Source organism: Nostoc sp. (assembly GCF_036916575.1).
Lineage (GTDB): Bacteria > Cyanobacteriota > Cyanobacteriia > Cyanobacteriales > Nostocaceae > Nostoc.
Map to the genome: position 1 here is coordinate 1 of NZ_JBALGC010000017.1, position 20,032 is coordinate 20,032.

Genomic DNA, 20,032 nt, shown 5'->3' on the forward strand with positions numbered 1-20,032 from the left:
CTTTAAGCTTTTTACTTGTTCGTAAGTCATCAATGCTACCCAACTCTAACTTACTTGTCCCACGCATTTGGGACTTTTGCAAGAGGTCTATTGTAAAGGCTTAAGTGAACTGTATTGGAAACCTTTGTGGGACTGCCGTTTTAGTTTTTTGATTTTACCGAGAATGAGTGACGTGGAAAAAGTATTTGCGAAAAAGCCAGGGTTTTTGCCAGATAAAGAAACCGAGTTCTTAATTTTAGATAAAGTCGAGCTTAGTGATCGCTCTGTTAAAACTTAATAAAATAAGTATTTGTTGGTAGGCTTTGGGCGGTTCCTGAATTTGTAGACAAATCATTAACATTACCTGTTTTGATCACTGCAAACTTCTTACTAAATAGCAATATTTCACCACTTCCAGGTGTTACCCAAGCTTTGCGAGTCTTCAGATTATTCGGAAAAATTAAAAAACTTGCATCGCCACGGTAAGCTGCAATCGGTTTACCTAAGAATGTTTGGCTATCTCTATTGGGAATTGCGTAAGCGGCATTAGATCCAACAAAAATATCAGTGCCATCTGAGTAAATAGTTTTAGGAAAATTGCTATTGCCGTTTCCCAATCCTCCTGTTGAAGGAAGTCTTGTAAGACTTAGTTGCCCACGTTCAACAGTAAATGACGTTAAATTAATAACTCCTGTGTAAACTTTTATCTCATCACGAGTTTGGGCAGCATTAGTATATTTATCTGTAGTGATCAAAGTTTGTGTTAATAGGTCTTTACCATTCCATCTATAGATTGAATTACCCCCATAGACCGAACCAAGTACGTAGAGTTTATTTCCAGAAATGTATAATCTGTTTAGTCGGGTATCTGCCATGTTGTCAACAAGACTGGTCGGATTGTAACCCCAAAGCTTACCTTGGTTATCCCCTGGCAAATTTGGCAAATTAAATATACTTGTGCCATTAAAACCCATTCGGTAAAGAAAAGCAATTTGTACTGGGATGCCTGACGGCTTTTGTTGCTGAAAACCACTGATATAGAGATACTTATTTTTGTACTCAAAATCCATTACCTCAGTTACTGCATAGCTATGTTTAGCTTTGAAGTTGAGGCTGGTATCATATATTGATAGAGTATTTACAGACTGGTGAATAATCAAACCATCTAAAAATTTAACTCTTGTTTTTGAGTTAGCAGCACTGTCAACTATTTTTTGGGTAGTTCCATCAGTTTTTATTTTTACTAATCCTGTTGGAACAGCTAAAATATAAGTCTTGTCGTCAATTGCTACAATGTCACGAGCATCCTGATAAGAGTTTGGAATTAGTTTTTTCCTCCCATCAGCTTCTACTTCCCATATACCCTGAGTATTAATGATCGCAACTTTGCTGCCGTTGACACAAGCCGCTCTTGGAGAAGCAATATTAAGATATGTGGCTATTGCGGGGCTAGAATAACTAAACATTGTTATATCTCTATATTTTTATTATTTTTTGATTAAACATCACATCACTATAAGTCACGCGATCAAAAGCTTCCACAATTTGTACCTGGTTACTACAGGTCAACTCAAAACTACTCTAGATTTTCAGCAAGATAGTTTTGATAAGCAATGTGCAACGCCTCGTCAGTTGAACTGGCGCAGACATCAAGTTGTCCTTCAGCATTAACCAACTCCTGTAATCGCTTTATTTAATGCTTCATTTGAAAATTAGGTGAAAATTAGGTTTAAATCCCCCGTCCTTTGCTTCTTCTACGAGAGGCTACGCCAACGCTGTGAAATGCCAAAAATATAAAATTTTACATCAAATACTATCTTGCTACTGAATAAACTGATTTCTGGGTAAACTAAAAACAGCACTTCCTATCTTGGACTCATAGGGCTTGTAGCTTATAACAGACAATTTTGAAGGATATAAAAATGATTAAGACAAGTTACGAATTTGACCAGTCTATCCTCCCCGCAGGATCTTCATTAAAGACTAATATTCTGCTACGTTTTCGGGCTGAAATAGCTGAATCTCCCCGACGTAACCTTAACCTTTCTCTTGTAATTGACCGTTCAGGCTCTATGGCAGGTGCTCCCTTGCATCATGCACTCAAAGCCGCTGAGTCTGTGGTAGATCAACTTGAACCAGATGACATTCTCTCAGTAGTTGTTTACGACGATGAAGTGGACAGTGTTGTGCCACCCCAGCCAGTGACTAACAAGTCCGCACTGAAAAATTCTATCCACAAGGTTAGAGCAGGCGGTATTACCAACTTATCGGGGGGATGGCTCAAAGGTTGTGAACATGTGAAGACGCGACTTGATCCGCAAAAAATCAACCGTGTTCTCCTGCTTACCGATGGTCACGCCAATATGGGCATTCAAGACCCCAAGGTACTTACAGCGACATCGGGGCAAAAAGCTGAGGAAGGCATTACCACAACTACGTTAGGTTTTGCTCAAGGTTTCAATGAAGACCTGCTGATTGGTATGGCAAGGGCCGCCACGGGCAACTTCTACTTCATTCAGAGCATCGACGAAGCAACTGAAGTGTTTGGTATTGAGCTAGACAGTCTCAGAGCAGTAGTAGGACAGAATCTTAAGGTGACACTTGAGTTGGCTGATGGTGTTAGCCTTGTTGATACCTTAAGTCTTGCTAAAGTTACCCAGAATGATGCTGCTCAAGCTGTCCTCACCTTGGGAGAGCTTTACGAAGGCGAAGACAAACTTCTCGGCTTGAGTCTAATGATATCAAGCGCTCAAGTTGGTGAGTTACCTGTAATGAAACTGCATTACAGCGCCGATGTTGTGCAAGATGACCTGATTCAAAGTGTGTCAGGTACAGTAGATATCGTCGCCAAAGTTGGCACTGTTGAGGAAGCAGCTTTTGCCTCTATGAGCCATATCATTCTTGAACTGAGTCGCCTGACGATCGCTAAGGTCAAAGAGACTGCCCTCAATCTAGCTGAACATAACAGGCATCAGGAAGCTGAAGAAACCCTCCGGGCGCTTGTAAAAGATTTGCGGGATAAAGGGTTGAATGAGAATTTTGAAATTGCTGAGGAGATTGATCAGCTTGAGTATTTCGCGGGTCGGATCGCCCAAAAAGCTCTGGGCAATGCCGGACGTAAAGAGATGCGGGATCAGACTTACCAGACGATGACGCGCAATCGCAGCGATCTAGTGGGTCGTGGTGTCACTGCTGGCGATGATGTGTATGCGATGCCGATTGTCAATGAAGTCGGTTCAGGTGTTCAATTGTGCTGTGTTCGTGAAGGGGGTAAACTGCGGGTCAAAGTCATATCCGAAGGCTACGATTCAACCAAGAACGTCCAGTTTCCTCGGGCCATTCGTGCCGAGGGAGCACGCTATGTTGTTGAAGGACTAGAACTCTCAAGCGATCGCACTTTCTACCGTGTACATGGTAATATCACCCGTTTTGCTCAACCCGGTGAAGCAGATATCTTCGTTGCCCCTAGACAATCGAATCTAACTAACACAGGCAAAGCCTCCAAAGGCCCTGCCAGTGCCACTGATCTTCCCACAACTGACAGTGTTGGAGACAGCATTTTAGTTCAGTGTGTTAAAGATGGCAGCAAGCTACGTGCTAGGGTGGTTTCCGACGGATATGAACCGGATTGGAACATGCGTTTTCCGCGATCGGTTCGCGAGGAAGGAATGCTTTACCTGGTTGATGAAGTCAAAACAGCACCTGATGGCAAGTCCTATATTGCATGTGGTGAAATTAAGCGATTTGTGCAACCCACTACTACCAATTAGATATCTCCAGAAATTAACGATGGGTTACTTGAAATCGTTGTAGAGACGTTACATCTAACGTCTTTACATTCATAGGAGTTACGCAAAATATCTCTCAAACTCTAATTTCTCCGTATACTCTGCGGTTCGTTATTCCCTAACTCGTGCGTAAGTCCTAATTCATTTTCACTTCTATTTCTATTGAGTTGGTTAATTACAATTTCTTAATCCTTGGAGGGTTTCAATCCCTAATAGAGATTTTGGTTAATTGCAATCACCAACACTACAGACGGCAGCGCGACAGGATCACGTTTCAATCCCTAATAGGGATTTTGGTTAATTGCAATTCCATCGCATCCGGCATGGGTATGCACCTCCACGGTTTCAATCCCTAATAAGGATTTTGGTTAATTGCAATATCTGCATAGCACTGGATACGTATTTCATCCCAAGTTTCAATCCCTAATAGGGATTTTGGTTAATTGCAATAGACCAAATACCACTAATTACACCAGTGTAACGGGTTTCAATCCCTAATAGGGATTTTGGTTAATTGCAATTTGAAAAACAGTATGCCTTTCTTTTGTCCCTAGTTTCCTGTTTCAATCCCTAATAGGGATTTTGGTTAATTGCAATTAACAGGCGCTAGAGGCATCCGGGGGCATTACCTGTTTCAATCCCTAATAGGGATTTTGGTTAATTGCAATTTCAAGTTTAATTTTTGAACCAACTTTTGGGATTGTTTCAATCCCTAATAGGGATTTTGGTTAATTGCAATAACAAATAGATAGCAGATAGCCACCCATACAATCCGTTTCAATCCCTAATAGGGATTTTGGTTAATTGCAATAGGTAATGATGAGGTTACCTTGGGCGTCTGTGTTTCAATCCCTAATAGGGATTTTGGTTAATTGCAATTGTTTTATAAGCTTGCTGAAATTGCACTAACTGGTTTCAATCCCTAATAGGGATTTTGGTTAATTGCAATAACCTCTTGCTCATCTGGGTTCAAGATGTCGTAGGTTTCAATCCCTAATAGGGATTTTGGTTAATTGCAATAAATCCGAGTATTGGCGATCGCTTACAGATGATGGTTTCAATCCCTAATAGGGATTTTGGTTAATTGCAATTCTAGTATATGTGTCAGCTTGAATGAATTTAGTGGCGTTTCAATCCCTAATAGGGATTTTGGTTAATTGCAATTAAGTCGTAGCGTCGCGGGGTTAGCAGTTGAAGCCGTTTCAATCCCTAATAGGGATTTTGGTTAATTGCAATTTATAGCGATTGCAATGCAAATGGTGAATTGGTCGGTTTCAATCCCTAATAGGGATTTTGGTTAATTGCAATTTTGTCGTATCAGCAGGTAAATCAGCAAAAGCTTTTGTTTCAATCCCTAATAGGGATTTTGGTTAATTGCAATCCTTTTCCCAGAAGGTGTAACAATTTTGTCCAATTAAGCAGTTTCAATCCCTAATAGGGATTTTGGTTAATTGCAATAGGTCTAATCGGGGCCAAAGGAGAACAGCGCAGACGTTTCAATCCCTAATAGGGATTTTGGTTAATTGCAATTCTGTACAGTATGCATATTCCAAATCCATTAGTTTAGTTTCAATCCCTAATAGGGATTTTGGTTAATTGCAATTCGCAGTTGGTGTCCTGGGTAGAGATTTTGTCTCGTTTCAATCCCTAATAGGGATTTTGGTTAATTGCAATCGCTGGCGTCTGAAAGCTTTGTATTATTTGGTTTTCAAGGTTCGGTGGCGCGAATGCAAAAATCATAACACGACAGTTTGTAATTTGGCTAGATGTAAATCCCTGAAAGCCAGTCTACATCAGGTGCGCGGTTCGTTGAAAGATGCTCGAATCGTCAAGTGCTTACATATAAGGCAATATAGCTATTTTTGTAGCCATCCTCTCGCCAACACCTACCTATCCGCGCAAGTGAATGGCTCAACTTTTGTCTCCGACACGCTACGTGAACGCAAAATCCCAAATTGACATTACGCCTCGATCACAGGGTTATAATCATCTGGGTTATTAAAGCCTGCAATCCAGGCAGCTGCTTGATGGCAACTTTTCATGTTCGGAGGAACGCGCAAGACATGAATATGTCCTGTGGATGGACAAGTAACTTTCAAAACCATCAGCGGCTCGTCATCCTCAAAAGGAATGTAGACTAGTTGACGTTCTCCACCAGCGTCTTGATCGCGATCGCGGATCAACCCTCCCACTTGCTGCAAAAATGTCTCGTATCCCAGACGTTCAATCAGCACACGGCGCAATTCAACATTCTCCATATTGAGAATATCCTGCCCCGTTATCGACTGGGATTCAAAGGCAATCCGCTCGTTTACCTCCACGCCTCGCCAGCGCAAGACAAAACCATGCCCCGCAGATAGACTGGTGATCCCACTTCCGGCCAACTCGATCCAATAAGTGACATGGAGTCCTTGGGGAAGAGTAGTGAGGCTTACACAGTCGCTGATATCAATACTTTCACAGGTTAGATTTTCAGGTAGATTGTAAAGATTCAACGCACCGCTTAAATCTAGATGACCCAAAACGCGCATACCATCCCAGGCGCGATGCTCAAGGATGAGTTTTCGAGCATGTTCAGCCGATACAGGCTCGTGGCTTTCATTTGGGCGCTGCTTAACAGGTTTATTTGGCACACGTCCCTTCGACATCATCTTCAGCATTAGTCCATCACCTCTACGTAAGCATCAGGGCGATATTCACGTTGTCTCCAGACGCGGTAAAGCCCTTGGGGTAATTCAATCGCCCGATGTTCTTCATGAACTAAAGTGGCACTTGGTTCTTTCACCTCAAGAAAAAGGTCACTACCATGTACCCACAACTGAACAGCATTGGATTGCTGAATGCGATGGCTGTGTCCTGTGATTTCACCATCAGCCAGAGTTGCACCTACACGCCTGTGAACACCTACAGGTAAGCTAGCAATACGTCTGATCAGAACGTCGCCATGTCTGTAGAGAACACTAGCTTGGTTAGCTTGGGAGTTATTGCTGTGGTTAAACATCTTTTGATCTTAACTAGGATTTACGTATTATGCATACATATGTACTATACAACTTCTGGGCTTTTGAGCCATATCTAACACTCAACATAGTAAATATGCAACTAAATCAACGCCCTAGTCTCACACCTCTTTCCATAAGCATCTGAGGTTCGATATTCTCAACTTTAGGTATCGCTTCTAACTGAGGAATTCCGGCGATCGCATCAGCAATATTACCTGATTGGGCACGCAACCAAGCGGTATGAGGTGCATAGTCAAGACTTTGGGCTACTTCGTAACCCGCTTGATTAATTACCTGGCGCTGGGACTCCACATCAACGCCTTCAGCAAAGCGGATGAAAACCAGTCCAGTTGGTACTGCTACCGAATCATTGGGTTCTAGTGTGTAAATTGGACTTAGTGTTCCCTGTTCTAATAGATTGGGTTCGCCTGGAAAAACTGCGATTGCACCGTCGTTAAATTGTAAAATTGCTCCTGATGCCACGGTGTTGGGTTGATTGTAGTGGACTGCATAGTATCCAGGCTTACGAGTGTAGAATACAGCAGTGCGCTCGCTGCCAATGCGAATTTTTTCAGGATACTCACAAAAGTAGTCTTTTTGAAATCTCACTTCAACAATCAGGGGTAAAGAGTACACCTGTAGAAAATACTCAGCCAGAAAGTAAAACATCTTTCTCAAATTCTAATGATGTTATAGCGTTTTTCAGTGGTATGCAATACAAATTTTTCATCGGGATGCAAGCTATACGCCCCTATTGATAGTGAAGATTTTTAAAGTAACCTGACTTTGAATCCCTTTTTTCTAGCAAGACGAATCGAAGGCTTGTATAAACTTAATACAGCATTTCATTAATTTGTAGCAAATTAAATTTGGCAATACCCTACAATGCCAATGCATCGGCTGCATTGTGAATGCGTCAGCTTACATTGTGAATGTGTCGGCTGACATTTTTAATGCGTGGCTACATTGTGAATGTGTCGGCTTACATTCTTAATGCGTGGGCTGCATTGTGAATGTGTCGGCTTGCATTAAAAACGTTACGCTTTTACGCAAAACTGTACTTAGAGAGATTACATTCTATTTAAGCTATATCTTTTTAGTGCCGTAATACACATATAACACATGAAATAAGAAGCATCTATAAACTAAACGTAAGCACAAAGCGCACGCTGCGGCAACACAATATATGATGTGGTTTTTCTCATCCCAATGCCCAATGACGCCACTTGCTTTAAGTCGGCACGCAAGGGCGCAGTGGCTCCCCAATGCCCAATTTTCAAGACATTTAATATCTTAGGAGATTAAACTATGGTTCAGGTTCGCTATGGTGGACAGAATGGACAACAGTATGAACTTGCTATCAGTAACGAACACGTTGTAGTGCGTACCGAAAGCCGCAGTACTCTTGTCGGTGCAAGACCGTTTGAAGTCGCACCTATGTCACCTACAGCTCGTAGCATCCTCAATCAATTCGAGTTAGTAACGCGGTTTCGGCAAGCGGGTGTAGAAATTCTGCGAACGAAAGTTCCGACTCAGGGTGTGGCTTTGCGCGATCACGCCCGTGAAATTCTCAACAACGAGTCTCAAGTCCAATTTGCCGGACGTGTTCTTATCGATCCAGTATCCAAACAACCTGTAGTCTACACCGAAAACCTCTTTGTTAAATTCGACAACGAAGAAGAGTCAAGGGTATGCCAAGAGGTATTAGGACGTTACGGTTTAACAATTAAACGCCAACTTGAATATGCACGAAATGCTTACTTTGTCAGTGCACCGACAAATACTGGTATAGCCGTCTTTGACATTGCCGAGAGACTTCTGAATGAGAAATCAGTAGAACTGTGCCATCCTGAACTAGCGCGTGAATCACGCCAACGTCAGGTTTTCCCGCAGCAGTGGCACTTAAAGCAAACAACAATTAATGGTAAGGTAATTAACGCTCATGCCAACGTTGAGGCAGCTTGGAAGTTAAGCGATGGCACAGGGACGATTATTGCAATTATCGACGACGGTGTAGATCTCGATCATGAAGAGTTCCGTTCCTCTGGAAAAATTGTTGCCCCGCGTGATGTTACACGTAAAACTAACAATCCCAGACCGGGAAACGACAATAACCACGGGACAGGCTGTGCTGGAGTCGCTTGTGCAAACGGCAACTTTGGTGCATCTGGTGTGGCACCGGGTGCAAAGCTGATGCCGATTCGTTTAGCTTCAGCACTGGGGTCACAGGATGAAGCAGATGCTTTTATTTGGGCGGCTCAAAATGGTGCTGATGTTATTTCTTGTAGCTGGGGGCCAGCAGATGGTGTTTGGTATGAGCCAAATGATCCTGCACACAACCAGAAAGTACCTCTGCCTGACTCCACACGGCTTGCTATGGACTTTGCAATTAATAAGGGACGCAACGGCAAGGGTTGTGTAATTTTATTCGCGGCTGGCAATGGTAACGAAAGTGTGGATAACGACGGCTATGCCAGCTACCAAAAGGTGATTGCTGTGGCAGCTTGTAACGACTACGGCCTTAGAAGTACTTACAGTGACTTTGGTCAAGCGGTCTGGTGCGCCTTTCCCAGCAACAATGGCGACAATTCTCAAACTCCTGGAATTTGGACAACCGATCGCTCTGGTGTACTTGGTTATAATTCCGGTAATCGGAATCTGGGTGAGGCCGCAGGCAACTACACGAACGAATTCGGCGGCACTTCCAGTTCTTGTCCAGGTGCAGCTGGTGTTGCAGCCCTGATTATTGCCAGAAACCCAAATCTGCGTTGGGACGAGGTGCGAGATATTATTAAACGCTCGTGCGATCGCATTGATCAAGCTGGAGGTAAATATGATCCCAATGGTCACAGCAGCTTCTACGGTTACGGTCGAATCAATACTCTCAAAGCTGTAGAATTAGCCAAGCCAGCTCAAACATCGCCCATCAGCATTTTCCAGGCAGTGCAAGATATCCCAATTAACGACTTGCAAATATCAACATTGTCGGTGGCGATCGCTAATAGCAGCCTGATGAAATCCATCAAAGTTCATGTAGACATTGAGCATACCTATATTGGGGATCTTGTAGTTACTCTTCTTCCCCCAGTGCAAATAGGCGTACTTCCGATAATTCTGCACGATCGCCAGGGTGGAGTTACAGATAATATCAAAACAACCTATGACGAGGTAAACACCCTTAAGCTTGCTGCCTTTAAGGGTAAAAGTCCTCAAGGAACCTGGACTCTTCAAGTTGCAGATAAAGCTGAGACAGATACAGGAAAGATTCGCAGCTTGACCATTGAAATTGGATTTTAAGCCAAGCGTATTGGGTTAAGGATAATTGTAGGCTGGGTAGAGCGTAAGCGTTACCCAACCTTGTATTGTGAGAGAAACAAAACTTTAAAAATTCCCTTGCTTACTTTTGTTTCTTACTTAGGCTTTGTAACCCAACCAATATCTCTTCTCTCAACAGTCAGCTTGATTAACTTGTTAGTTCTCACACCACCCACAGTTGAGTAAAACGTTCAGCCGTCCACCCAACAATATCTGATACTTGCCCGTCACCAATTTCTACGATCCGCTTAGTACCATCTCTACGCTCTATTACATCCACTGAAAAAAACTGACTTTTAATCCGCTTGGCACACTCAGAAACAATCTCTGGAATTTCCTCATCTGGTAAAGCGGCAAAAGGTTTACCATATACGACAAAGTAACGCCTTTCGGTTTTAGGCACAAAATCTTCAATTTGCCGCACACAAATACCTCCCTCAATACTGCCTCGAAACCTCTGCATTTCGGCAACCACTGTTTCGATTTCCAAAGCTTTATCAATCATCGATCCAACTGAGGTTTTGAGAGATTTAACATAATCTTTGATAAAAAATCTATTCCAGCCAAGTCGATTCAACTCACTCTCTAAATCATCATCGACGGAATAAAATTTAGTCTCTGGAGTTAAATCAGTAATCAGGGGATACCAATTTATCAGATAGTGTGTAGCTAAATACTCAGCCTTAGAAGTTAAGACACTTGCTCCTGTACTCTCTACAACACTAACTAATAACTCATAATCGGAGGGCGAAAGCATCCAACCCCGGTAGACCAGTTTTGAATCAGAAGTGGGGACTGGAATAATTCTTGATGAACCAGATCCTAGCGACTCCAAAGAAATAACGGAAGTTGCAAACCCAGCATTTTGCATACAAGCAACTTGCTCCAAGTATGCTGCATCCGCTTTCTTAGGATTGAAGTAATCACTAGGAAAAAGAAATATCACAATATTTGGATTGAATATACAGCTAATTACTAATTATAGTAGGGCTTCCAAAAAACCAAATCACCAGTAAATCATCTGGAATTTTACGTGCGTTAGGACATTCGTCCTAACGCACCCAACAAAACTATTTAAACCGCAATTCTGAAAACCGCTACAAGTATTCAACCAGACTCAGCATAACAATCTGTTAGCTTTGAGTCACAGCCTCTTTCGCCAAGAACTTCTCTAATTCTGTCAGCGCATCAGCATCAACCTTAGTTTGCATTGGGCAGAACTTAGGCCCACACATCGAACAAAACTCAGCAGTTTTATAGATGTCTGCTGGCAGAGTTTCATCGTGATATTCCTTAGCTCTTTCTGGGTCAAGTGATAATTCAAACTGACGGTTCCAATCGAAGTTGTAACGCGCCTTGGAAAGTTCATCGTCTCTATCCCTTGCACCAGTGCGATGTCTAGCAATATCAGCCGCATGAGCTGCTATTTTATAGGCAATCAACCCATTCCTAACATCTTCGGCATTTGGTAGACCCAAATGTTCTTTAGGTGTCACATAACACAGCATTGCAGTTCCGTACCATCCAGCCATCGCTGCTCCAATGGCTGAAGTGATGTGGTCATAGCCAGGAGCAATGTCTGTCACCAATGGCCCCAAAACATAGAAAGGTGCTTCAGAACACTCTTCCATCTGCTTACGGACGTTGAACTCAATTTGATCCATTGGCACATGTCCCGGCCCTTCCACCATCACCTGTACATTATCTTCCCAGGCTTTGCGAGTTAGCTTTCCAAGGGTTTTCAATTCAGCTAATTGTGCTTCATCTGAGGCATCATGGGTGCAACCGGGACGCAGGGAATCTCCTAAACTGAAGGAGACATCATACTTTTTGAAAATCTCAATAATGTCTTGGAAGTGGGTATAAAGCGGGTTTTGTTTGTGGTGATGTAGCATCCACCGCGCCAAAATACCGCCACCGCGAGAGACAATACCAGTGATGCGGCTTCTCACCAAAGGCAAATGCTCAATCAAAATCCCAGCGTGGATAGTTTGATAGTCTACCCCTTGCTGGGCGTGCTTTTCAATGATATGGAGAAAGTCATCAGCAGTCAGGTTCTCGATTGTGCCGTGGACACTTTCTAAAGCTTGGTATACCGGTACCGTACCAATAGGAACAGGCGAAGCCTTGATGATGGCGGTGCGAATTTCATCCAAGTTACCGCCGCCTGTGGACAAATCCATCACCGTATCAGCGCCATACTTCACCGACAAGTTCAGCTTATCTACTTCTTCCTGAAGATTAGAAGAGTTGGGGGAAGCGCCGATATTAGCATTTACCTTGCATTTGGAGGCGATGCCAATAGCCATCGGCTCTAAATTAGTGTGATTAATATTAGCTGGGATAATCATTCGCCCCCGCGCCACTTCCTCACGAATGAGATCAGCAGGGAGATTTTCCCGTTGGGCGACGTAGTGCATTTCTTCGGTGATAACACCTTGGCGGGCGTAGTGCATTTGAGATACATTACCCTGCCCACGACGTTTAGCAACCCATTCTGTCCGCATATTGTAATTCCTCGATAAACAGCTTCCCTCCGCTGGTATTACCCAGACTCAGGTGTTAAGGGTGTGATCTCAGCCTGGTTATGTAGGCACCCCTAGCATGGATGTAGTGTACCACCTTGGTTATGGTTGCGAACAAGGATGTTAATAATTTATGAGGTGGGGAAGTGGTACAGAGCGACGACACCGATAATGTAAGTAGGATCAGTGTTATAGGTAAATTCTAATGCTTACTGGAAAGGAGCATAAATTAAACAATATACAAAATTTATACATTTAAAGCACTAATAAAAATGCCTATTTCAAGAACCGGGCCAACACCACAATTCCATGAGTACATCTGTAAATGGGTACTTGTAGATCCCAATGGACAAGTACCTGAACAGTTAACACACCTTCTAGGGATGGTCAACAAGCTTAAAATTCCTACTTTTCAGAGGGGAATTTCCTGGGGAAAGGACGAAGTACTTACACTTCTGTCATCAGATTCAGTGCTATTTGGTAATGTAATTATCGGTATGTTTGACGGCAAGCCGGGAGAACTTGTTGATGGGTTGCAACGTTTTGCTGTTGGAACTGTAATTCTTCAATTGTTGTATGATAAAGTGCTAAGTTTTACTCCATCTAAACTTGATGTAAGCTCTCACTTTCTGCCGTTAAGAACTATTGTTGGCGGTTTACAGCCAGTGTTTTCAAATAATCATAATCAACTACTTAATCACCCACGCGGGGCAATTCAAAGTCAGTATGCTTTGCTTTTTAATGAGTTAAGACGAGTAATTGATGACTTACTTCTTCCTCAAAAAGTTCAAAATTTTGCAGAGCAAGTTAACACTGCATTTCTGAGAAAGCAAGTTGCTATTGATCAGTATTTTGGTTTCAACAATTCTATTGAGTTAGTCAACACTTTTATAGGATTGAATACTGTGAGAGTAGAACTCAGTTCTGTTGACCTAATACGGTCTTATATTGTTGAAAGAGCATCATCATGTAGTCAACCTTGGGCAACTGCTGATATTGAACAGGCTGAAAACGAAATTACCGAAACTTTCACGGAAAACACTACAGCTTCAGTATCTTTAAAGCGAGAACTACTTCCTACTGCGACTGTAATACTTAAGTGTTTACAGGAAAAAGATGGGCTACGTCGCATTGATGTATTTCCAAATTGGGATAGTCTTAGAAAAGATGAAGTTAATAAACTGCTTGATTTTCTCGATCAGTTCGTTGCTGCACAAAATACATACATTGGAGAAATTAAAGAATCAGGTAGTTTACCATTAGCAATAGTTATTCTTTTTTACTACAGGCAATTTCTTAAAACTGATAAAAAACCAGATTTTTTAACATCAACCAATACGACAACAAACAATTCTGAACTTCATAGATTTTTGTGTGCTGTTTACCGTGCACTAATTGAAGGTACTGTTGGCAGGCTTGGAGACATTGCAGAAAATGTTTTGAAAACTGATTATGCAACGCTAGATGCTGTAGCGGATGATGTAGCCAAGATGACTGGCTCAGGTTCTTTGGATAATCTTCCGCAAAGAGACTGGTTGAAAGCCAATTTAGCTTCGGCTGATGCTAAGAAAGCTAGGCGGGTGTTTAATGCGTGTATATTACCTGAACGCATAAACAGGGGAGGGAGCTTTCATCCAAATAAGTTTGGTCGCAAAAGTAAGGATTGGCAAATTGATCACTTAATACCGCAGAAGTTGTTGACAAAAAATCAGTCTGGCTACCAGCAAGGCTTAAGACTTCAGAATCTAGCACCATTACCAGCAAGTTATAATCGAATGGCATCAAATACCCCATGTTCAGAAAAGCTCAACTCAGGTGGTATCTATGACAAGTGCCTTCAAAAGCAAAATACCTGTCATCCATTCATGGAATGGTTAGTAAAAAATCAAGGTTCATATGATGCTGAACTTGACGATCAGTCACTGTTGGAACCTAATGCAGAACCAAATATTGGACACGCAAGAATTGATGCGGTTGTTGAATTGCTCATGCCAAGACTGTAGTTACACTGTGTCTTGTACGGTAGATGAAATGAGATGGTTTTCTTACTACTGAGTTTTGCCATAGCCTGCTATTAAAGCTACTCATGATCACACCCTCACGCCCTTCAACCAAAAGCTTTTAACTACCAGGTATTATGGAGCGATCGCCCTGACTTTGTACGTTGCCTCATCCACTGCTGAGTTGCGCGAATTGTACCTGAGTAAAAAAGTCTTACTACACAAAACCGTCCCTCTCCGACTCGGAGAGGGACAGACTTGAACTTTCGTTCAAGGCAGGGAGAGGTTTGTCAAACTCACGTTATTGTTAGTTGAGTACAGATTTTTCAGCAAGTAGGCACAGCTACTTTCGCGTGTTTGTTAACGTAGTCTACAAATAATTGCTTCAGCCGGGGACTAACGCCAGCGTGTTCAAAGAATCCAAAACCCAGATTCTTAGCTCTTGCTAAGGTTTCTTCTGGTGTTAATCCCTCCTGGATAGCGATACTTAAGAGCGCAATTCCAGTTGATCGCATTCCGGCTGCACAATGCACAACTGCTGGTTTAGGAATTTCTTGGAGTGTCGTAAGGATTTTGGTAATCGCCTCTTCATTCAAATTTTTTAAATCCACCTTGAGTGGAACATTCGTATAATGCAGCCCCAATGCTTCCGCTACTTTTTGCTCATCCTGGGAAAATCCTAGTTCATCAGGCGATCGCAGATTTAGAACGGACTTAAAACCTTCTTGGATAGCTTGCTCAAGCTGTTTTGGTATGACTTGTCCTGTGGTTGTCAGGTTTTCGTTAATCTGTATGGCGTTGATCACATTCACTCCTTTTGACTTTCTAATGTCTTCCAGCTTGGTAAATACTCTGATAAGCAAGCTTTGAGAATATATTCAAGTAAACACAGCAAAATTAGCTAAATATCAAACGATATTGCTTGATTACTTCAAAATTTGTCTTTTGAAGTTGGTTATTTTATTGCTTTATCTATAACATACACTTTACCGATAAACTTACCGTAGTTTAAAAACTATTATACGTTTTGTCGATAGGTTTATGGGTGTTTATGTTTCAAAAGTTATATTATTAAGCTTGGGTGAGCAATTAGATCAAGATTTTTGTGAAATAGTATAACTAGATACATTAGAATTTGGTCTAAGCTATCTTAAGCATCGGCATCTTGAGTATTTTGAATGAGGACATAAATAGTGACTGTAAAAGAACTTGTTTCTTCTCTATCCATTGGGATAATATTGTTCCCAAATGTGACGCAGTTAGATTTCACGGGACCCTACGAAGTTTTTGCCAAATTGCCAAACGTGCAATTATATCTGCTGGCAGAAACACTCGAACCAATTCGGAGCGATTGCGGTCTTATTTTTCTACCGGACACAACCTTTGCTCAAGCCCCAGCCTTAGATGTGTTATTTGTGCCAGGAGGCCCAGGTATCAATGCTAAAATGGAAGATCAAAAGTTTCTGGAATTTCTCAAAACCCAAGGGAAACAAGCCCGCTACGTTACGGCTGTCTGCACTGGTTCTCTGCTGCTGGCGGCGGCCGGTTTACTTCAGGGGTATCGCGCCACTACTCACTGGCTATTATTGGATTTGCTTGAGATGTTGGGAGTTAAGACAGTTGCCCAAAGAGTTGTGATTGATCGCAATCGAATTACAGGCGGCGGTGTGACAGCTGGCATTGATTTTGGGCTGACTTTAGCTGCTGAGTTATTTGGGGAAGCGATAGCTCAAGCAATTCAACTAGGGATCGAATACAATCCCCAACCACCCTTTAACAGTGGTTCTCCCCAAACTGCCCCTGCGGCTGTACTTGCTCACGTTACAGCGGCGAGTCAAAATGTTCAGGAAATCAGACGGCAGATTGTCCAGCGAGTTGTGACTCAATTGCAAACTGTTAATACCAGTAAAGCAGTTGAGAATTTGTCTAGTTGATGTCTTGCGATGTCTACGACGGGCGTAGCTGCGGTAATTAAAATTTCTTATAACATACCAAAAAGTCAAACAGGTGTGTAATCTAAATGCTAGCCCTGAACCTATGAGCGCTAAGGAAATATCTCTTCGACCTGCCCAGGAAACAGATGCGTGGATGCTGAGTGCAATTCATATTGCTGCTATCAAAGCTCTGCCTGCAACTTTCTACACCCAAAAAGAACTTTTAGCTTGGCGTAATAACCGTGAAAAACCTGATGGTTTAAATATCTTGAAGAGGATGAAAGTGGAAACTTTCTGGGTTGCGCTCGAGGGAGATGTTGTTATCGGTTTTGCTAGTTTTATTGTTGATGAACTCATCGGGCTGTATGTTCATCCTAAATATCAAGGTAAAGGGATTGGACGTGCTTTAGTTCAACATTTTTGCGATAAAGCAACTGAGCAAGGTATAGATAAGGTAATTACAACTGCTAGTCTTTATGCTGAAGGGTTTTATTTACGACTGGGATTTACTGCTATCCAAAAAGCACCTCATTATTTAAGAAGTGGAGTAGTTGTCCCAGTTACTAAAATGAGTAAAACATTAGTTACTGTACAGAAATAAATTTGAGAGTGTAAAGATTTTAAATAACTTGAAAAAAGCTGCTATGAAGATTATTTTTCCCCAAGTTGTAACCACTTTTTCCACATAACCTATGATCTAAGTAAGTACTTGCCAGCATAAATGAATAAAACCATCCGTTCATCAACTCTCACCCGTACACGTTTGATAGAAGCCGCCTCACAGATATTTGCCAGTTTAGGTGTTCAAGGAGCAACTACCCGGGAAATAGCTCGTGTTGCTGGTGTGAATGAGGTGACTTTATATCGCCACTTTGCTAGCAAAGAACAACTTCTGGGAGCAGTAATCAAAAATGCCTTTGCACTCCAGACAGAAGCCCTTGCACACCCCGAAGCGTGGACGCAGGATCTAAAAATTGATTTAAGACATTATGCCCATCTTTACAATACTATGCTAGAGGCACAGGAAGACTTAATTCGTACCTTCATTGGAGAAGCCAAACGTCATCCTGAGGCAGCCAAACAAGTGATTCAAGAAGCTGCCAAGCCCTTAAAAGAAAAACTGGTAGCTTACCTGCAATCGAGTCAGAGACGAAGCATCGTCAGAGCAGACCTTGATCCATTTCCAGCAGTCGATATGTTTACAGGAATGCTGTTAGCTGGAATGCTATGCCGCAGTGTAAAATACAATCAAGGCAGCTATAGCTGTGAGGACTATATCGAAACCTGTGTAGATATTTTTGTGCGCGGTATCAGTGCCACTCCCCTCTCAGTTGTCAATACGCCTGTACAGCTATGATCTATGAAAGTAAGTTATTTCTGCAAGACTCGCTACCAAAGCTACTCAAGAGGTAACAGCTTTGGCGATCGCTGTATCAATTGCCTTGTCCCAGTTCGGCTGTTGTTTGATCAGTCCCAGACGAGCCAGTAGTTGAGACTGTGTGACAACTTCTTGGCGGTACCTACTAGCACAAAGCAAGACACTAGATCGGTTTGAGACACTGATATGGCTATGTTAGGTCAAGAAGCGATCGCTCACTTGGGCTTAACTAAGATGCTGAGGGAGCAATGCGATTTTGTAAGGTGTGTAAGCAGGGGAGGTAGGGGAGGCAGGGGGAAAAATAAATTAAGTGTATTTTGGAATATTTTAGTAGCAAAAATTACTATTTTTTCTATTTACTCCCCCTGCTCATTGGACGATGATCTTACTTTTTCGCGTTGCTCCTACCAAGACCTTCACTGTTCAATAGCTTTAAAATCTGTACCGCTTATCCTGCATCGCTTAGAGCTTTTCTTAGTGCCATTCGGCTCAAAATGGCAGGGATTTTAAGAGAAAACCCAGGATTCGAGTACTTGCTCTCGTGCTGGAATGATGACCCTGCCTTGCAGATTGTGATCGAGAAGTTACTGGCAAAGTTTCCGCATGCTGATTATGTCAGGTGCTGAACTTTGGCGATCACTACTGAATAAAATTTATGTTCAATTTATATAAATAATTAAAATTTACCAGCCTATTTACAAAAACAAAGATATATGAAAATCTTGAAAGGTAAAGTTGTCAGTGGTTTAGGAAACTTTTCTTACTGGATTGACAAACTCCAGGAATATTACTTGAGAAAAACGGGAATGAAATTCTTCCCTGGAACTTTAAATATTCAGCTGGATCAACCTTACCATCTCCCAAAAAATGTAATCCGTCTGGAAAAGGAAGAATATGGAGGGACTGTTTCTGTTAGTATCGTTCCCTGTCAGATATTTGGAAGAGATGCTTTTATCTTAAGAACAGACAAAAACAATACTGATAGTGGAGATCATCCGAAAACAATTATTGAGATAGCTTGCGATGTTAAACTTCGGGAGTTATATAACCTTAAAGATAATGATTTGATTGAAGTTGAGATTCACGATGTCAGATTTATCTGAATTAAACAATCTGCTTGGAGATGAAGCGTTAATCCATTACGCGAGTGGTCGGGAGCAAAAGCGGTTATCAAAAGGTGCAGGTTTGCTGGAATTAGCCCGAAGCCAAGAACTTATTAGCCGCTACCTACCGCCTCCACCCGCAGTGATTTTCGATGTTGGCCGCGATCGCCTTTTAGAAGCGATTCGTTGGTTAGAAACCGAACCCTCTATATTGGGGATGAGCGCTCACATCATGGCTGTTGCTCGTAAATAGTCGGTAAAGTAGAGTGATCGCTATTAACTAAAAGCGCTTGTTGTTTTGCCAGCACTTGTTTACGTAACAAGAGTAATTTTCTATCTTTAATGCCTTCTGCGATTAATCCATCGACAGTTCTCATGAGATAATCAGCGCAGGAACCCAATTTTCCAGATGCGGTGGCAATACTATTAACAGTGGTTGTTAATGGGATCTGATGAGCGTACCTGGGATGTTGGCGATTGGCAACGAAGGCGATCGCTTGGAATTCCTGCGTACCATCAAACACTCTTACCCAACGAGCAACGTAGACACCAGCTATCATCTCCCGTCGCCAAATCAGCAATAATTCGGATGGTACATTGGCAGCAGCAATGCGATAAACAACACCACGACAACTACCGCCCCGATCAAGTCCTAAGAGTAATCCGGGATTCTCTGGAGTACCCTGACCGAGGATCATCCATGTACAGAAGCGCCGATGCCAACCATAAATGATGCCAGCACGGCGCTCGACGTATGTGATTAGCGGATTCCATATCAGCGAACCGTAGGCAAATATCCAGATATCAGAATTTGGTGGTTGCTGTTGTAGTGTTTCATCGAGCGATCGCTGTAACTCATCTTCGCTCAGGGTAGTTAGCTTTATTCCAGAGTGTGATGCTTCTAATAGTCTTGTCTGTTCATTTCCGGTTTCGAGGTCGCTACGACTGAGTGACATAATGTAGATTATTTCCTTTTCTGGAAATCTTCAGTAATTTCACTATAAGTTT

Annotated in this window: 17 protein-coding genes, 1 CRISPR repeat array and 1 riboswitch; of the genes, 8 read left to right on the forward strand and 9 right to left on the reverse strand. The window is 42.2% G+C overall.

Going from position 1 to position 20,032, the window contains the following annotated elements:
- Window positions 1–266 precede the first annotated feature (266 nt).
- Window positions 267–1,445, reverse strand: coding sequence for a hypothetical protein (locus tag V7L29_RS05450; RefSeq protein WP_334692547.1), 1,179 nt, complete (start codon window positions 1,443–1,445; stop codon window positions 267–269).
- A 456-nt stretch (window positions 1,446–1,901) separates the two neighbouring features.
- Here V7L29_RS05450 and V7L29_RS05455 point away from each other — a divergent pair, with 456 nt between their 5' ends.
- Complete coding sequence (locus V7L29_RS05455; protein ID WP_334734792.1) at window positions 1,902–3,749, forward strand: vWA domain-containing protein; 1,848 nt, start codon at window positions 1,902–1,904, stop codon at window positions 3,747–3,749.
- Between the two features lie 217 nt (window positions 3,750–3,966).
- Window positions 3,967–5,441: a CRISPR direct-repeat array (repeat unit 37 nt; unit sequence GTTTCAATCCCTAATAGGGATTTTGGTTAATTGCAAT).
- A gap of 287 nt (window positions 5,442–5,728) precedes the next feature.
- On the opposite strand, the gene V7L29_RS05460 is transcribed toward V7L29_RS05455, so the two are convergent.
- From V7L29_RS05460 to V7L29_RS05470, 3 genes are all read right to left on the reverse strand, one after another.
- The gene (locus V7L29_RS05460; protein WP_334734793.1) at window positions 5,729–6,418 is read right to left on the reverse strand and encodes a DUF6745 domain-containing protein; all 690 of its coding nucleotides are present in this window, start codon (window positions 6,416–6,418) and stop codon (window positions 5,729–5,731) included.
- Window positions 6,419–6,426: 8 nt separating this feature from the next.
- A complete protein-coding gene (locus V7L29_RS05465; RefSeq protein WP_334692551.1) occupies window positions 6,427–6,768 on the reverse strand; it encodes a hypothetical protein in 342 nt (113 codons plus the stop codon).
- A gap of 106 nt (window positions 6,769–6,874) precedes the next feature.
- A complete protein-coding gene (locus V7L29_RS05470) occupies window positions 6,875–7,438 on the reverse strand; it encodes a hypothetical protein (RefSeq protein WP_334692552.1) in 564 nt (187 codons plus the stop codon).
- A 639-nt stretch (window positions 7,439–8,077) separates the two neighbouring features.
- Between V7L29_RS05470 and V7L29_RS05475 the strand changes: the two genes are divergently transcribed.
- A complete protein-coding gene (locus V7L29_RS05475; protein WP_334692553.1) occupies window positions 8,078–10,066 on the forward strand; it encodes a S8 family serine peptidase in 1,989 nt (662 codons plus the stop codon).
- Between the two features lie 181 nt (window positions 10,067–10,247).
- Here the strand turns inward: V7L29_RS05475 and V7L29_RS05480 are convergent, their stop codons facing one another.
- Together V7L29_RS05480 and thiC are read right to left on the reverse strand one after the other, a co-directional pair.
- Window positions 10,248–11,030: an ATP-grasp domain-containing protein gene (locus V7L29_RS05480; protein WP_334734794.1), complete on the reverse strand. Its 783-nt coding sequence runs from the start codon at window positions 11,028–11,030 to the stop codon at window positions 10,248–10,250.
- A gap of 187 nt (window positions 11,031–11,217) precedes the next feature.
- The gene (thiC, locus tag V7L29_RS05485; RefSeq protein ID WP_334734795.1) at window positions 11,218–12,591 is read right to left on the reverse strand and encodes a phosphomethylpyrimidine synthase; all 1,374 of its coding nucleotides are present in this window, start codon (window positions 12,589–12,591) and stop codon (window positions 11,218–11,220) included.
- Between the two features lie 7 nt (window positions 12,592–12,598).
- Window positions 12,599–12,695: riboswitch (TPP riboswitch) on the reverse strand.
- Window positions 12,696–12,992: 297 nt separating this feature from the next.
- On the opposite strand from thiC, the gene V7L29_RS05490 reads away from it, so the two are divergent.
- Entirely contained in the window at window positions 12,993–14,612 is a 1,620-nt protein-coding gene (locus V7L29_RS05490; protein ID WP_334734796.1) for a hypothetical protein, read from the forward strand.
- A 323-nt stretch (window positions 14,613–14,935) separates the two neighbouring features.
- Here V7L29_RS05490 and V7L29_RS05495 read toward each other — a convergent pair whose 3' ends face one another.
- Window positions 14,936–15,415, reverse strand: a complete 480-nt coding sequence (locus V7L29_RS05495) for a beta-lactamase hydrolase domain-containing protein (protein ID WP_334734797.1) — start codon at window positions 15,413–15,415, stop codon at window positions 14,936–14,938.
- Between the two features lie 387 nt (window positions 15,416–15,802).
- Between V7L29_RS05495 and V7L29_RS05500 the strand changes: the two genes are divergently transcribed.
- The 3 genes from V7L29_RS05500 to V7L29_RS05510 all read left to right on the forward strand — a co-directional run bounded on the left by V7L29_RS05500 (window position 15,803) and on the right by V7L29_RS05510 (window position 17,900).
- On the forward strand, window positions 15,803–16,543 hold the full coding sequence (locus V7L29_RS05500) for a DJ-1/PfpI family protein (protein ID WP_334692557.1): 741 nt from the start codon (window positions 15,803–15,805) through the stop codon (window positions 16,541–16,543).
- A 154-nt stretch (window positions 16,544–16,697) separates the two neighbouring features.
- A complete protein-coding gene (locus V7L29_RS05505; RefSeq protein ID WP_334692558.1) occupies window positions 16,698–17,144 on the forward strand; it encodes a GNAT family N-acetyltransferase in 447 nt (148 codons plus the stop codon).
- A 120-nt stretch (window positions 17,145–17,264) separates the two neighbouring features.
- A complete protein-coding gene (locus V7L29_RS05510) occupies window positions 17,265–17,900 on the forward strand; it encodes a TetR/AcrR family transcriptional regulator (RefSeq protein ID WP_334692559.1) in 636 nt (211 codons plus the stop codon).
- 45 nt (window positions 17,901–17,945) lie between these two features.
- On the opposite strand, the gene V7L29_RS05515 is transcribed toward V7L29_RS05510, so the two are convergent.
- A complete protein-coding gene (locus tag V7L29_RS05515; protein ID WP_334692560.1) occupies window positions 17,946–18,080 on the reverse strand; it encodes a hypothetical protein in 135 nt (44 codons plus the stop codon).
- Window positions 18,081–18,634: 554 nt separating this feature from the next.
- On the opposite strand from V7L29_RS05515, the gene V7L29_RS05520 reads away from it, so the two are divergent.
- On the forward strand, window positions 18,635–19,024 hold the full coding sequence (locus V7L29_RS05520) for a DUF120 domain-containing protein (protein ID WP_334692561.1): 390 nt from the start codon (window positions 18,635–18,637) through the stop codon (window positions 19,022–19,024).
- Entirely contained in the window at window positions 19,008–19,277 is a 270-nt protein-coding gene (locus V7L29_RS05525; protein WP_334692562.1) for a hypothetical protein, read from the forward strand. Before V7L29_RS05520 ends, V7L29_RS05525 begins: the two co-directional genes overlap by 17 nt.
- On the opposite strand, the gene V7L29_RS05530 is transcribed toward V7L29_RS05525, so the two are convergent.
- Window positions 19,255–19,980 (reverse strand): gamma-glutamylcyclotransferase, encoded by a 726-nt coding sequence (locus V7L29_RS05530; RefSeq protein WP_334734798.1) that lies wholly within the window; start codon window positions 19,978–19,980, stop codon window positions 19,255–19,257. The two genes, V7L29_RS05525 and V7L29_RS05530, sit on opposite strands and share 23 nt — an antisense overlap.
- Between the last annotated feature and the right edge of the window lie 52 nt (window positions 19,981–20,032).